Origin of the sequence: Roseivirga thermotolerans, assembly GCF_014653175.1 — a bacterium.
In the GTDB taxonomy this organism is placed as follows: Bacteria; Bacteroidota; Bacteroidia; order Cytophagales; family Cyclobacteriaceae; genus Roseivirga; species Roseivirga thermotolerans.
In genome coordinates this window covers 924,168-940,308 of record NZ_BNAG01000001.1, presented here as the reverse complement: position 1 = coordinate 940,308, position 16,141 = coordinate 924,168, and the positions used below count along the sequence as shown (strand labels likewise).

Here is a 16,141-nt window from a genome sequence, read left to right as displayed (position 1 = left end):
ATACTCACTATTTAATGAGAGCAAAAATGCCCTCGCGCTCTACCGGAAGCCCGTTAAAACTCACCCCTATTATTTTGTATACATAGTTTCCATTTTCGGCCTGCCGACCATTAATGGTGCCATCCCAGCCCTTGGTTTCAATGTCATCGGTACTAAAGATCACCTCTCCCCATGTGTTATAGATAATCAGGCGGGCCTTGGTCATACCCAGCATTCTTGGCCTAAAGAAGTCGTTGTTTCCATCTCCATTGGGAGTAAAGGCATTAGGAATTATTATTCTGTAACCCTCCGTAATCTTTAGCAGTGTGGTTTTTTCTGTCTGGCAACCGGTCCGGTCGGTCACTGTGAGTTTTACGGTGTAGGTGCCTGGCGCATCGTAAGTATGAATGGGATCTATTTCGTCCGAATCGAAGCCATCGCCAAAATCCCAGTACCAATCAATTACCTCGCCTTCCGAAAGATCGAAGAAGCTTACCGGATCGTTTACGGCCAGATCGCCCGTTTTATCTATAGATTCTGCTTTGTATTCAAAGTCGGCAAGACCAAGCTCTGGCACATCAATATCTATGGCATTTTGCTGGAAACAGCCCCGGCCATCATAAACTTCAATGGTCAGTCTGCCCGGTTCGGTCATTAGCACTTCATCGTTGGTACTATTTCCACGAGACCATTCGTAGCGGTAATTCCCTACACCTCCTTTAACCTTGGCCTTTACCAGCAGGCCTGCTACACGGTTCTGACAATCGATGTATGGTTCGGTACTAAAACCAATTTGCAATGGCTCCGGCTGCAATACGGTATAAGTGCCCTGAGCCTCACATCCGTTACGGTCTTTTACTGTAACCACGTAGGTTCCGGGAAATACATCGGTAATTTCAGAACTCCGCTCTCCGTTGGACCAATGATAGGTGTATGGCCCCGTGCCACCTGAAACAATTACGTTTACCCTGCCACTCTGCGGGTCGTTGCAACGGGTAGCATCTTCAATGTAGGCATCCAGCGTGAGGGCTAGCGGCTCAATAATGTTAAAGGTTTGTTGAATGGTACAGCCTTTCTCATCGGTTACCAACACATTGTACTGACCCGGCCCAAGGTTGCTTATGGTTTCGGAAGAATGCCCTGTGCTCCAGCGAATGGCTAGTGGTTCTATACCGCCTTCAATATTGAGCGAAATGGACGCATCGTTTGCCCCCAAGCAGCTAATTTCCTTAACCTCCGGTTGAATTCGGAAGAGCGCAGGATCGGCCAGGGTATAATTGCCCTGCACCTGACAGCCATTGGCATCCGTAACCAGTACAGTGTAATCTCCAGAGCTTATGCCCAACAGGTTTTTGGTAGTGGCTCCGGTAGACCATTGATAAGAGTAAGGCTCCACTCCTCCTTTAATGTTGAGTACAATGCTGCCATTTCTATCGTCATAGCACTGACTTTCGTTTACAATGGCATCTTCCAGCGAAAGCTCTTCCGGTTCCGTAATGCTAAAAACGCGCTCCTGAACGCAACCATTCTCATCGCGTACCCTCACCGTATAATCGCCTACTTTGAGATTTTCTATCGAAGAAGTGGTGGCTCCCGTACTCCAAATAAAACTATACAAGCCGGTACCTCCCTCTACATCGATTACTATGCGTCCGTCATTGTCTCCCTTACAGTTTAGGTTAAACTTGCCTTGGGCTTTGATGGTGATGGGCTTGTCGGGCTGGCCTATTTGGGCACGGGCCTGAACAATACAACCATTAGCATCGGTAACCGTCACGGTATATTCACCAGCTTTGAGTGTATTGATTTGTGCTGTTCTTGCTCCTGTGCTCCACAGGTAGGTATATGGCGCTACACCTCCATTGACAAGGGCTCGCATACTCCCCGATTCATCACCAAAACAGAGTAGATCATTATAGCCTGTGAGTTGCACAGAGAGGTTTTCGGCCGGTTCGGAAATAACCACCGTGACCGTGGTTGAGCAGCCCCCATCGTCCGAAACCGTAGCCTCATATACCCCGGCCTTCAGACCTGTAAGATCGGGCTGGGTGGCTCCGTGAGACCAGGAGAAGCTATAATTTCCACTTCCTCCGTTGGCATCCAGAAATATTTGTCCGGTTGCCTCACCCTTACATAACACATCGAATTTCTGAACGGTCACCGTCAGATTTTCCGAATCGGCCACTTCCACACTTCGGGTTATAGAACACCCGTTGGCATCAGTAAGGGTTACATTGTAAGTTCCTCCGGACACATTGACCAGGTCTTTACTGGTGCTTCCGTTAGACCATACGTAACTATAAGGGGCAGTACCTCCCGTTGGGGTAACTCTTATGGCTCCGTCATTGTCGCCCAAACAAGAAGAGTTGGTTACATCGAACGACAAATTGAGGGGCTCAGGGTCTTCAACTTCATAGTTTTGCTGAATGGAGCACCCTCGCGCATCGGTTATGGTTACGGAATACGTTCCTGCAAAAAGTCCGCTTACATCGCGCTGTGCCGAACCATTGGACCAGGCATAGCTATAGGGCGCAGTACCGCCTGACACCGCCAATTGAATCCTACCTCCCGGCTGCGAATTACAAAATGCATCGGTAATGGTGGCCGTGGCCGACAGTTCAGCAGAGGGAGCCTGTACCACCACCTGTAGTTGTTGTTCGCAGCCCCTGGCATCGGTAACTGTTACTTCATAGGTGCCCCCGGCCAGATTGCTTATGTCTCGGGTAGTAGCACCATTGTTCCAGGAGTAGCTGTATGGCAAAGTTCCTCCCGAAACGCTCAAGCTCACCCCTCCATCGTTGGCACCAAAACAAGACACATGGGAGGTTACCTGATTTATGGTGAGCGGTAGGGGTTCAGTAAGCTGCCATGAAGCTGAAGAGGTACACCCGTTGGCATCGGTTATGGTTAATTGATAGGTTCCCGGGGCAAGCCCCGAAATGTCTTCTGTAGTAGCACCATGGTTCCAGGCATAAGTATAAGGTGCCACTCCACCACTCACGGTCACATCGACTGCTCCATCGCCCTCACCTCTGCATGAAATTGGGCTAACACTGGCCGAAATGGCCAATTGATCGGGGCTGCCAACCGTATATACCGCGCTGACCATACAGCCGTTTTTGTCAGTTACGGTTACCTGATAATCTCCACTTTCCAGCCCCACAATATCCTGAGTAGAGGATCCGTTATTCCAGCTGTATGCATAAGGGCCTGTTCCTCCCGTAACTGATAGGTCTATAGCTCCCTGACCATCGCCAAAACAAAGTTCATCGCTCACCACGGCACTCAGGCTGAGGGCCGCTGCAGGCTCGCCAACCGTTACATTCTGAGACAGTGTACATCCCATGGCATCCGTTACAATTACCTGGTAAGTGCCTCCCGACAAGTTGTTCAGGTTGCGCGTGGAGGCCCCATTAGACCATGAGTAGGTGTAAGGAAGGGTTCCTCCGCTCACATTCAGGGCTATGGCACCATCGCTTGCTCCAAAGCAAGTGACATTGGTTGCAGAGAAGCCAATATTCATAGCCAGTGGCTGAGAAATACTGAATGTTTTATTTACTGAACATCCATTGGCATCCGTAATTAGCACGGTGTAATTTCCCGGGTTTAAATTACTGAGGTCTTCGGAGGTTTCGCCATGGCCCCACGCGAAAGTATATGGCAAAGTGCCTCCGCTGACCTCAATGTCTATTACTCCATCGGCCGCTCCATAGCAGCTAATGTTCGATGTTGTACCGCTTACCGCCAAAACTGCGGGACCGCCTACAGTATATGTACCTGAAACGGTGCAGCCTTTGCTATCAGTTACCACTACCTGATAAGTACCTTGAGCCAGGCCACTTAAATCTTTGGAAGTAGATCCTTGATTCCAACTATAGTTATAAGGAGCAGTTCCTCCACTAACATTAAGGCTAATGGCTCCCTGGCCATCTCCAAAGCAAAGTTCATCGGTAATGGAGGCATTTATGTTTAAAGCTGCGGCCGGTTCGGCAATGGTATAATTCTTTACGGTTGAACAACCGTTGGCATCGGTTATGGTAACGGAGTAGTTGCCTCCCGACAAGCCTGTAACATCTTGAGAAGTGGCTCCGTGAGACCAGGAGTAGGTGTATGGAGCAATTCCTCCCGAAACCGACAAATCAATGGCTCCGTCCGAGGCGCCAAAGCAACTTACATCGGTAACTATTTCTCCAATGGAAAGAGCCAGGGGTTGCGTAATAGACCAGCTTCCGAAAGTACTGCATCCATTGGCATCGGTTAGCGTCAACGAATATGTACCGGGAGCCAGATTACTAAGGTCTTGATCGGTTGAGTCATTGCTCCAATTATAGGTATATGGGGCAACTCCTCCGGTCACGGAAACATCAATACTCCCATTGGCTGCTCCGTTACAGTCCACAGGCAATACACTGGCCGATAACTGGAGTGCGTTTGGTCCGCCCACCGTAAAGTCGGTAGTCAAGCTACAGCCATTGTTATCTGTTACGGTTACCTGATAAGTGCCTCTTGAAAGCCCGGCTACATCTTTGGTTCCCGGCCCGTGATTCCATGAGTAGGTATAGGGTGCTGTACCTCCTGTTATGGTAAGGGCAATGGCCCCCTGCCCGTCACCAAAGCAAGACTCATCGGTTACTGCCCCGGTCACTGCCAGGGCACTGGAAGGCTCGGCAATCGAATAGTTTCTAATGGTAGAACATCCATTGGCATCGGTAATGGTAACACTGTAATTGCCTCCGGAAATGTTGAACAAGTCTTGGGTGGTGGCCCCGGTATTCCACAGGTAAGTATAGGGGGCTATTCCGCCTGTCACTGAAAGATCTATGAAACCATCGCTAAGGCCAAAACACGAAACATTTTGAACGTTTTCCGTCACGGTGATGGCCAACGGTTGCGTAATGGTAAAGGAGCGGGTTAGGCTACAGCCTGCGGCATCGGTAATGGTTACCTGATAAGTGCCTGCCGTAAGTCCGGTGAGATCTTCTGTGGTCGCTCCGTTGCTCCAGGTAAAACTATATGTTCCCGTACCCCCTGTTACACTAAGGTCAATTGCACCTGCAGCATCGCCATGGCACAAAATATTGGTTTGGCTGGCACTAACCAGGAGGGCCGGAGGCATGTTAATGGTGTAGGTTTCCTGAATAAAACATCCATTGGCATCAGTAATGGTTACCTGATAATTGCCATCGCTAAGTCCTGAAATATTTTTGGTGTTTGCTCCATTGCTCCAGGCATAAGTATATGGTGCTGTACCTCCTGCCGGATTAAGCTCAATACTGCCATCGCTACCCCCAAAACAGCTAATATCGGCCACAGTAGTGGTGGTACTTAAGGGGGCAGAGGGCTCGGTTATAGCAATGGTTTCCACATAGCTACAACCGTTGTTGTCAATAACAGTGAGGGTATAGTTGCCTGCCGTAAGTCCGATGAGATCTTCTGTGGCCGCTCCGTTGTTCCAAGAATAGGTATAAGGTGCGCTGCCTCCGGCCACAGAAACATCAATGCTCCCATCAGAACCACCATAGCAGCTTACCTGAGAAAGCGTATAGCCCAAACTGAGGGCCATTGGTTGCTGAATGCTGAAGCTTTGAGTAACCGAACAACCACGAGCATCTGAGACGGTAACCGAATAACTGCCGGGAGTTAGGTTGGAAAGGTCTTCTGCAGTTGCCCCATTGCTCCAGGCGAAGGAGTAGGGAGCTTGCCCTCCTCCCACGGTTATATCTATAGCCCCATTGGCTGCACCATTACAGTCAATATCGGTAACCACGCCCGATAAGCTGAGTACCGGTGGGTCGGTAATGGTAAATGTCTCGGTATATGTACATCCTAAATTATCGGTAACTAATACCGTATAATTACCAGCAGGCAGACTGCTTAAATCTTCGGTGGTGGCTCCATTAGACCAGTTGAAACTATACGGTGCAGTACCTCCACTCACTGTCAGGTTAATGGCTCCATCGGCAGCTCCGTTGCAAGTTATTTGGCCTACAGTACTACCTACCGTCAGCGGGGCCGAAGGTTGAGTGATGGTAAAAGACCGAGACTCAGTGCACCCATTGGCATCGGTAATAACCACCGAATAACTGCCTGCTCCAATATTGGTGAGATCTTCAGTTAGTGCACCGTTGGACCAGGAAAAAGTATACGGGGTCGTTCCTCCGCTTATCGAAAGATCGATTGACCCCGTACTTTCACCAAAACAACTAACATTCAGCTGTGTTGCCGTTGAACTGAGCATTGCCGGTTCTGATATTGTAAAGGACTCTACCAGTGTACATCCGCTGGCATCGGTAATGGTGAGGGTATATAACCCCGGACCAAGTCCTGTTCTGTCTTTTGTTGTTATACTGCCATCATCGGCCCAGGCGTATGTGTAAGGACCTGTTCCTCCGGAAACATTCATAGCCACCGATCCATCGGAAGCTCCATGACACGAAATCTGATTTACCGTTTCACTGGCTGCCAACGGGCTTGGCTCAGCAATGGTAAAGCCTATAGACTTAATACAGCCAACGGCATCCTGAACCGTCACTGAGTAATTTCCCGGAGCCAAATTGGTAATGTCTTCTGTTGTAGCTCCGGTATTCCAGCTGTAGGTATAGGGGGCCGATCCTCCGGTTATGGTTAGGTCAATGCTTCCATTATCAGACCCGGCACAGGTGGCGTCTGTGGTAGCACCTGACAGGGTCATAACGGTAGCCGGTTCGGTGAGTGTAACAGTTAAGCCCAAAGAGCAGTTGGAAGCATCTTTGATGGTGACAGTATATGTTCCTGCCACTACGTTGTTAAGGTCTTCGGTTGTGCTGCCATTAGACCAGAGATAAGTATATGGGGCTGTTCCACCTGCCGGGGTAATGTCTATGGCTCCGGTGCTGGCTCCCTTACACAAAATATCTTGTTGTGTATAGCTTACCGACATCACTGCCGGGTCTATGATGGTATAATTTTCGGTAAGCGCACAACCGTTGGCATCAGTAATCGTCACCGAGTAATTACCAGGGTTAAGGCCGGTTATATTGTTACCGGTTGCTCCGTTACTCCAGGCATAAGTATATGGCCCAGTTCCTCCGGTTACGGAAAGGAAAATACTACCATCGGCTGCTCCATTGCAAGACACATCATTTACGGTAGCATTGTCTGCCAGTGGGGCGGGTTCTCCCAAAGTAATGGTTTCCACTACTGTGCAACCGGCCCCACCATTATCAGTTACGGTCACGGTATATGTACCTGCTGTTAATCCGCTAATGGTTTGACCCGAAGCACCTGTATTCCAATTGTACACATATGGAGCGGTACCATTCGATGCCACCACTGTGATGGAACCATCGGCAGCACCATTGCACGATGGCAGGGTCAGGGAGGGAGATACGGCAATTGAAGGAGGGTCTGAAAGGGTAAACGTTTCGGTATAAGTACACCCATTGGCATCGGTTACAGTTACGGTATGATTACCCGCTGTAAGGTTACTGACCGTGGATGACGTGCTGCCGTTAGACCAGGTGTAGGAGTAGGGCGCAGTGCCGCCCTGCATGGTAATACTTATTGAACCATCATTGCCTCCGGCACAAGAGGGATCTGTGAGGCTTTGGTTTTGCTTACTCAAAGCAGCAACAGGCTCTGTAACGGTAATATTATTTTGAGTCACAGAGCAGCCATTGGCATCGGTTACAGTTAAATCATAAGTTCCGGCAGTCAAACCAGAAATATCAGCGGAGGTGGCCCCTGTAGACCAGACATAAGAATAGGGTGCCGTACCTCCACTGACGTTGCTCTCTATCACACCCGTAGCGTCTCCAAAGCAGGCAACTTGGGTAACACTGGCATTAATGGCCAAACTGGCCGGTTCGCCAAGGGTGAAAGAACTACTGATTGCACAGCCTGCATTGTCCGTAATAGTAACGGTATAAGTTCCGGCCGCCAGGCCGGAAATATCCTGGGTGGTTGCTCCATTAGACCAGCTATAGTTATAGGGGGTCACTCCTCCGGAAACCGAAAGATCAATTGCCCCATTAGAAGACCCGTTGCAAAGGGCATCGGTAAGTGAAGCACTGGCCACAATCTCGGGCGGAGAACTGATGGTTTGTATGGGAGTAGAAATGGTACACCCTGTTCCGTTCCTATCGGTAATTACCAGTCGGTAGTCTCCCGGAGCCAGCCCTGTAACGGTGGCAGAATTACCCACTACCACACCATCAGACACCCTAAGCCATTGATATACATAATTGCCCCATCCGCCTGTACCCGTAGCCGAAAGTGTACCATCGGCTGAATTGTAGCAGGTGGCATCGGTCGATGCTCCCAGCGAGTAGCCTAAAAAATCGGCTGGTTCTGTAATGGTAAACGTAATATCTCCCGTACACCCGTTGGCATCGGTTACGGTAAGGGTGTAGTTTCCAATTCCCAAACCATTGAGGTTTATGACATTGGAAAAGGGCGCTGCCGAACCGGTTCGGATAGACGCCCCGCCTCCATTGAACAGCTCCCAATCATAAGTCGGGTTTCCATTCGACATGGTTACAACCACCTGAGCATCCGAATCGCCACGGCAGGTCACATCATTGACCGAAACGGAGCCCACCAGATTGGGCGGATTGGTTACGGTATATGTTGCCGTCACCACATCGCCATCATTATCCGTTACGGTTACGGTATAATCATCAGGGGCAAGGCCACTGGCAATGAAAGAATTTCCTACAGTGCCACCACCGCTGTCCACCCAATTGTAAGTAAAGGGGCCATCGCCTGTTACACTAATAGTAATCACCCCTTCACAACTGTTAATGTTCACGTTGGTAATCACCGGGCACTGGTTGGTGCACTGCGCCTGTAAACGGGGCATTGCCATCGCCATGAATATGACGAGCAGCAAAATAATCCTACTATGCAACTGTTTAGGTGATGTCATCGACAAAATAGCAGCTATAAAGTTTTATTCATTTATAGCTTATATTAGATGAATATCAGCCATTTATAAACACATAGCAACATCGATCCGGCAGACCATTAACTTAGAATAGTTCAATTTAATAAGTATGCACCGTGTGACTACCCGGGCCAGATTACGAGTATCGTAGAGTGCCCAACAGAAATTAAAATGTGAACGACAAAAGCCTTACCACTTGAGGCCTTGCATTAATTTTGGAAGTAGCAGAACGATTTTAATCTTTTGCCTGAAAATTTTTTTCAACTTTTTTACCTTGTTAATTCTTGTTAAATGCTTCTGAATCAGCCGCACTAACTTTCAATTTCCCACATATTTGCCCTGCTTTACCTCCTGCACACCAACATTTATCGCTCATATAAAGTATAGTGTAGGTGGTTCATTGTATTTCTTTATTTTAGCGCGCATTAAGTATTAATATCATGGAAGAGGTTGTATCGAACGATTTAAAAAAAGAGCATCAGGAAAAAATAAAACGTGTTGCCTCTGAAGTAGGCAAAATAGTGGTGGGCCAGGAGTACATGGTAAACCGTCTCATGGTTGGGCTTTTTACCAACGGACACGTTTTGCTAGAGGGTGTTCCCGGTATAGCCAAAACCCTTACGGTTAATACGCTGGCCGATGTTCTGCACCTGGACTTTCAGCGGATTCAGTTTACACCTGACTTGTTGCCGGCCGATCTGATTGGTACCATGATATACAACCAAAAAAAGGCTGAGTTTGAAGTAAAGAAAGGCCCCATCTTTGCCAACGTAATTCTGGCCGATGAGGTAAACCGTGCCCCCGCCAAGGTACAGTCGGCACTGCTTGAGGCCATGCAGGAAAAAACGGTAACCATTGGCGAGAGCAGTTATAAGCTCGATCGCCCGTTCCTTGTATTAGCTACTCAGAACCCGGTGGACCAAGAGGGAACATACAGCTTACCGGAAGCACAGATTGACCGATTTATGCTGAAAGTGAAGGTTGACTACCCTTCTAAAGATGAGGAGCTGGAAGTAATGAGACGTATGTCTAACATGCGTTTTCAACCACAGCTGGAAACACTACTTACGAAAGAAGATATTTTCTCCATTCGAGACGAAGTTAACCAGGTCTCTATCTCCGAGTCGCTCGAACGTTATATTATAGAGTTGGTATTTGCTACCAGAAAGCCAAAAGACTACGGCCTGAATGATGAAGCCTACTACATGCAGTTTGGTGCATCGCCCAGAGCGAGTATAAACTTGAACCTTGCAGCCAAAGCCATTGCCTTCTTTGACCAACGCGACTATGTGTTGCCAGAAGATATTAAGGAAATAGCCAGCGATGTTCTGAACCACAGAATTATACTGAACTATGAGGCCGAAGCAGACGGAATAACCACGGAACAAATCATCCAAAAACTGCTCACCAAGATTCCTATCAACCATTAATTCTTAGGTTAACATTCCGTTAATACAATTAACCTATTCATAAACGGAATGACAACTATTCTTAACAAAGGCGTAAACGCTTTGTAAAAGCGATAGAGTTTTTTTGTGTCAAAATTTTAAACCTAATCAAAGACATGAAAGACTCTGTTAAACTTTTAAACCTACTATTAGCCTTTGTGCTCGTTCTGGGTATCTCTTCTTGTGGAGACGATGAACCGGAAATTGATGGCCCTAGCGTAACACAGCCTGATGCTGTTAGCGTGACTGAAGGTGAAAGTATTACCATTACTTTCTCGGCTACAATTGCAGCTGGCTACGCCAGCAACTCAGTTACTGCCACAGGTGGAACTGCCGAAGTAACTGAAGCACCAGAAGCTGGTGCCACGACAGGAACTTTTACCATTAGCTTTCAGGCCACCACCGCAGGAGCAGGCTCTGTAACTCTTACTGTTGTAGATGCCAATGGCAAATCAGGCAATAACACCGCTGTTATTACTATTGAACAAGAGCCTACTACCATCACTGTTTCTGATAATATTTCGGGTACAGAAACCTGGGAAACAGGAAAAACTTACATTCTTGGTGGCAGAATTACTGTACTATCTGGCGCAACACTTAACATTCAGCCTGGAGTAGTTGTAAAAGGTCAGGCCGGAACGGGTGCCAACGCTACTGCTCTTTTGGTAGCGAGAGGTGGTAAACTGAACGCTGCCGGAACCGCTTCAATGCCAATCATTTTCACTTCTATTGCAGATGAAATTACTCCGGAAGACGTGGCTGCCGGAAACTTTGCCAGCCCTAACCTGACTGCCGATGTAAGCGGCCTTTGGGGTGGTGTTATCATTCTTGGAAAAGCCAAAATTTCGGCTTCGAATAAAACTTCAGGATCTGACGTGAGCGAAGTACAAATTGAAGGTATCCCAACCTCTGACTCTAACGGTCTTTATGGTGGTAATGATGACGATGATAACTCAGGAACCATCACTTACATCTCTATTCGCCATGGTGGATCTAACATCGGTAACGGTAACGAAATCAACGGATTAACCCTTGGTGGTGTTGGTAGAGGTACTACCATCAACCATGTAGAAGTTGTGGCCAACCAAGACGATGGTATTGAATTCTTTGGCGGTACTGTAAACGTAAACAATGCAGTGGTTTGGAACATCAACGATGACGGTATAGACACTGACCAGTCTTGGGCCGGCAAGTTGGAGAACTTTGTAGTAATTGCTCCTAATACCTCTGAGGCACACTGCTTTGAGCTAGATGGTCCTGAAGGTACTTATGAGGCCGGACATACCATTAAAAATGGTACAGTAGTGGCTAGCGCAGGCGACAGAAAAGCTACAGATTTGATTAACGTAGACGACAACTCTATTGTGGCTCTTGAAAACATCTTTATCACGGGCCTCAAAACAGGTCAGGATATCAACAGAACTACAGCCAGTGGTGTGACTTTCACAAAAATTGAATTGAACGTTCCTTCTGGTTCTACTTTACAAGACTTTGTAACTGGTACTATTCCATCGGGTGTTACTGCTGCTGCTACACCAAGTGCAGGAGTTGGTGCAGACCTGTCAGTATTTGCCTGGACTTGGGCTTCTACTGCCACTGAATGGCCTGGTAACTAATTCATACAAAATCAAAAAGGCTTGATCACTTTTCAGGTGATCAAGCTTTTTTATTAAGCCAACAAGCCAAATAGCACCAAAAAGAATAAACCCACACACGAGCAAGAACATTACTAATTGATAAACTATATGAACAAGTTTTACTTAAAACTTCTACTTTTTCTAACCGCCTTTTCGAGTACGGCTTTTGCCCAGCAGGGTATTATTAGAGGAACTGTATACGATGAAGGTTCTGGAGAAACGCTCATTGGTGTAACGGTGTTGGCAAAAGGCACCAATTACGGAGCCATTACCGACTTTGATGGTAAGTTTGAAATCAAAGCTCCGGTTGGTACTTACGACATTCAGTTTTCATTTATTTCTTTCGAAACCATTGTAATTAGTGGAGTTGAAGTAACAGCCGACAAGCCTGTGATCTTCAACAACATTCGAATGAAAGAAGCCATCTCTGAGCTTGGCGAAGTGGTGGTTACTGCTGAAGCCGTAAGAAACTCAGAAGCTATAGTAGCCATTACTAAAAAGAAGGCCATTAACCTACTGGATGGTATGTCGGCTGCCAGCTTTAGTAAAATTGGAGACTCTGACGCCTCAGAGGCAGTAAAAAGAATTACCGGAGTTTCGGTAGAAGGAGGCAAGTACGTGTACGTTCGTGGCCTTGGCGACCGATACACCAAAACTACTCTGAACAATGTAGACATCCCCGGGCTGGATCCTGACAGAAACAGCTTGCAAATGGATATTTTCCCTACCAACCTCATCGACAACATGATGGTGTACAAAACGGCCATTGCAGAACTATCGGCCGATTTCACCGGAGGTGTGGTAAATATTGAGACCAAAGATCTTCCGGACGAAAAAATTCTGGATGTATCGCTAAGTGTAAGTTACAATCCTAACATGCACTTTAACAGAGACTTTATTATGGGCAATACAGGCTCTACCGACTTCCTTGGTTTTGACGATGGTACCCGAGCTCTGCCGGATCAGGCTCGCCAGGAGCGCATTCCAAGCCCTATTAATAGAAATAGCGGACAAGAGATATACAACTTCTTAAAGCAGTTTGACCCTACTTTGGGTGCTACTCAACAAACCAGCTTTATGGACTACAGCCTTTCGTTTACCTCTGCCAATCAATACGATATCTGGGGTTCTCATAAGCTAGGCTACATATTTTCAGCCAGCTACAAGAGCAACACCGTTTTCTACGATGATGTGATTTACGGTGAGTATCAGCGCTATGTAGACCCTAACAATACCAACCTGCGCTATGCCACCATTCAAAATGGTGTGAAAGCAGAACGAAACGTGCTTGGCGGAATTTTGGCCGGACTGGCCTATAAGACCGATATGTCTAAATTTAAATTCACCGCTCTTCACCTTCAGAACGGCATTAACACTGCTGGTCAGTTTTATATAGACAACGATGGTGAAGCCATTGGCCAATCGGGCTACAAAGCTTACTCTAACAATCTGGAGTACAATCAGCGAGGCCTTACCAACTTCTTGTTGAACGGTGAACACCACCTGGGTGACGGCAAATGGGATATTGACTGGAGAGTATCGCCTACGTTCTCAAACATTCAAGACCCTGACGTAAGAAAAACCGCCTTTACCTACAGCAATACAGATACTACTTTCTCGGCTGGTGCAGGAGGTAACCCAAGCCGAATTTGGAGAGAGCTGGAAGAAGTAAACTGGGTAGCCAAATTTGATATTACCCGAAACAGCCAGGCCTTTGGCAGAGATGCTAAATACAAGTTTGGCTCAAGCTACATTTACAAAGAAAGAGACTACGAAATTCTGAGCTACGATCTTCAGTTCTTTGGAGCTCAACCCGACTTCGGTATCGACCCTAATGCAGTGTGGCAAGACCAATATCTGTATCCTAACGGAACCATATACCTGAACTCAGGAAACAACACCCCTAACCCGAATGCCTACAACTCCAATAGCAAAAACTACGGGGTATATGTTTCTACAGAGTTGAACCCAACCGCTAAATTAAAGGCCGTTCTTGGCCTTAGAGGTGAGAAGTTTATTCAGAGACACACCGGGCGCGATGTAGAATATGCCAACTTGGGTAGTGGTAACAATCTGGAAAACGAAGTGGTGATTGATGACTTCGACCTTTTCCCTAGTGTAAACCTTGTGTATGCGGTTAATGACGATCAGAACGTAAGGCTTTCATACTCCAAAACCATTGCCAGACCGTCATTCAAAGAGTTGTCGTTTGCTCAGATCATTGACCCACTAACCAACCGTATTTTTAACGGAGGTTTATTCCAGTACAGCGACTGGGACGGTCAGCTGGGTGTAACCCGAATAAATAACTTTGACCTGAGATGGGAGATCTTCTTCCCCGGAACCGAAATACTTTCAGTAAGTGCTTTCTACAAAACTTTTGACGACCCAATAGAGTTGGTACGAATTCCTGAGCAACAAACCAGTACAGAGTATCAGCCAAGAAACGTAGGAGATGGCCGCGTATTAGGAGGCGAAGTAGAGTTTAAGAAAGACCTTTCGTTCCTTACTCCGGCACTTAGCAACTTCTACATTGGCACCAACGTAACCGTTGTGAACTCAGAAATTACCATGACCGACAGAGAATACAACGCTCGTTTGCAGTATGAGAAAAATGGTGAGAATGTGAAAAACACAAGAAACATGGCCGGACAAGCGCCATTCATCATCAATACAAGCATTGGCTACGAAAACTTTGACAATGGCCTAGATGCCGGTCTATTCTACAACGTAAAGGGCTCTACCCTGTACATTGTAGGTGGTGGTTTGTTCCCCGATGTATATACCGAGCCTTTCAACAGTCTGAACTTTAACCTGAACAAGACTTTTGGTAAAGAAAGAAACATGTCGTTCAACTTTAGTATATCCAACATTCTGAACGATCAGAGAGAAGAAGTTTACAGAGGGTACCAGGCCGATGATCAGCCGTTTACCTTCTTTAGCCCGGGCCGTTCATTTGGTCTTGGCCTAAAGTATTCTTTCTAAAAAGACAGTTTATTCAATTAGATAACCCTGGTTCCTGCTCACGGAATCGGGGTTTTTTTATGCCTTTTTCCTTTCCTCAGGCCTATTCGGCTGGTGCTACCATAAATTGTTTTATTTTTATTGCTAATCCATCTAAAGACACTCTAATGAAACGGCTCATTTTCTTCGTCTTATTTTTAGGGTTGGCCTCATATATTACGGTTCAATACCTCAAGGACCGCAGGTTCAACCCCCCTGCGGCTTACGACTATGAAATATCTGATGCCATTGACACTGAATTTTACGACTCAACCGTAATACAGCAATATTATAAGCTCGCTCTCGATGCAGGCAGCTATGCCCGTTCGCTATGGAACAACGATGGCATAGACGTGCGGTACATGGATCGAGAAGATTTTGAGTCTACTCAAGCCACAGACTATTACAATACCTTATTGCAAACCGTCATTTGGCTGGAAAAGAAACTGGAAAGATCGAAACGGCTAAGAGACCAGGGCTACAGCACGGACGAAATAAGACTGATGATGGAATACAACTTAAGTCCTGAAGACATTGCGCTAAGCCGCAACCAGTCGTTGGTAGGGCTCAAAATTGGTGATACCGGAGCAGACGTGTGGGAACTGCAAAGGCTTATTAATAGCAAAGCCGATAGTATTCCACAAGATGGTATTTTTAGCACCATTACCCGAAACAGACTTCGCGAGTTTCAGAAAAACAACAACCTTTACCCCTCTGGCGAGGTAGATGAAAAGACCTTAAAAACTTTACTGAAATAATACTATGGCAAAGAAAGAAGAAGCCCCTAAAGCACCTGCCAACCCGGCAAGTGATCCGAAAATAGAAGCTGTAAAGCAGCTCATTTTTGGAGAGAACATGCAACAGTACGACAACGAGTTCAATGAGATTAAAAACCTCATTAAGAAAACCCGTACCGAAATAGAAAGCGAGCTCAACGAAACACGCGATGCGCTCAACAAACTCATTAACCAAACCAAAGACGCCCTTACCAACGAAATTCAGGACCTAAGAAGCGATATGAACAAGAAAGTAACGCAGCTCAGAGCCGACATGGACGAAACTGTGGCCGACCTGGAAGACCGCAAACTTAACCGTAAACTTCTGGGTACTCTGTTACAGGAAATGGGCAAACAGATTGCAGAATAACACCA

The 16,141-nt window shown here is 46.9% G+C and carries 6 protein-coding genes; 5 read left to right on the top strand and 1 reads right to left on the bottom strand.

Going from position 1 to position 16,141, the window contains the following annotated elements; genetic code table 11:
* Positions 1 to 7 precede the first annotated feature (7 nt).
* On the bottom strand, positions 8 to 8,818 hold the full coding sequence (locus IE164_RS04025) for a PKD domain-containing protein (RefSeq protein WP_189628891.1): 8,811 nt from the start codon (positions 8,816 to 8,818) through the stop codon (positions 8 to 10).
* 524 nt (positions 8,819 to 9,342) lie between these two features.
* Here IE164_RS04025 and IE164_RS04020 point away from each other — a divergent pair.
* The 5 genes from IE164_RS04020 (at position 9,343) to IE164_RS04000 (ending at position 16,136) form a co-directional block, all read left to right on the top strand.
* The gene (locus IE164_RS04020) at positions 9,343 to 10,332 is read left to right on the top strand and encodes an AAA family ATPase (protein ID WP_189628890.1); all 990 of its coding nucleotides are present in this window, start codon (positions 9,343 to 9,345) and stop codon (positions 10,330 to 10,332) included.
* Positions 10,333 to 10,466: 134 nt separating this feature from the next.
* Positions 10,467 to 11,966, top strand: coding sequence for a beta-helix domain-containing protein (locus IE164_RS04015; RefSeq protein ID WP_189628889.1), 1,500 nt, complete (start codon positions 10,467 to 10,469; stop codon positions 11,964 to 11,966).
* Between the two features lie 129 nt (positions 11,967 to 12,095).
* Positions 12,096 to 14,972, top strand: a complete 2,877-nt coding sequence (locus IE164_RS04010; protein WP_189628888.1) for a TonB-dependent receptor — start codon at positions 12,096 to 12,098, stop codon at positions 14,970 to 14,972.
* A gap of 146 nt (positions 14,973 to 15,118) precedes the next feature.
* The gene (locus IE164_RS04005; protein WP_189628887.1) at positions 15,119 to 15,748 is read left to right on the top strand and encodes a peptidoglycan-binding domain-containing protein; all 630 of its coding nucleotides are present in this window, start codon (positions 15,119 to 15,121) and stop codon (positions 15,746 to 15,748) included.
* A gap of 4 nt (positions 15,749 to 15,752) precedes the next feature.
* Positions 15,753 to 16,136, top strand: coding sequence for a hypothetical protein (locus IE164_RS04000; RefSeq protein ID WP_189628886.1), 384 nt, complete (start codon positions 15,753 to 15,755; stop codon positions 16,134 to 16,136).
* Positions 16,137 to 16,141 lie beyond the last annotated feature (5 nt).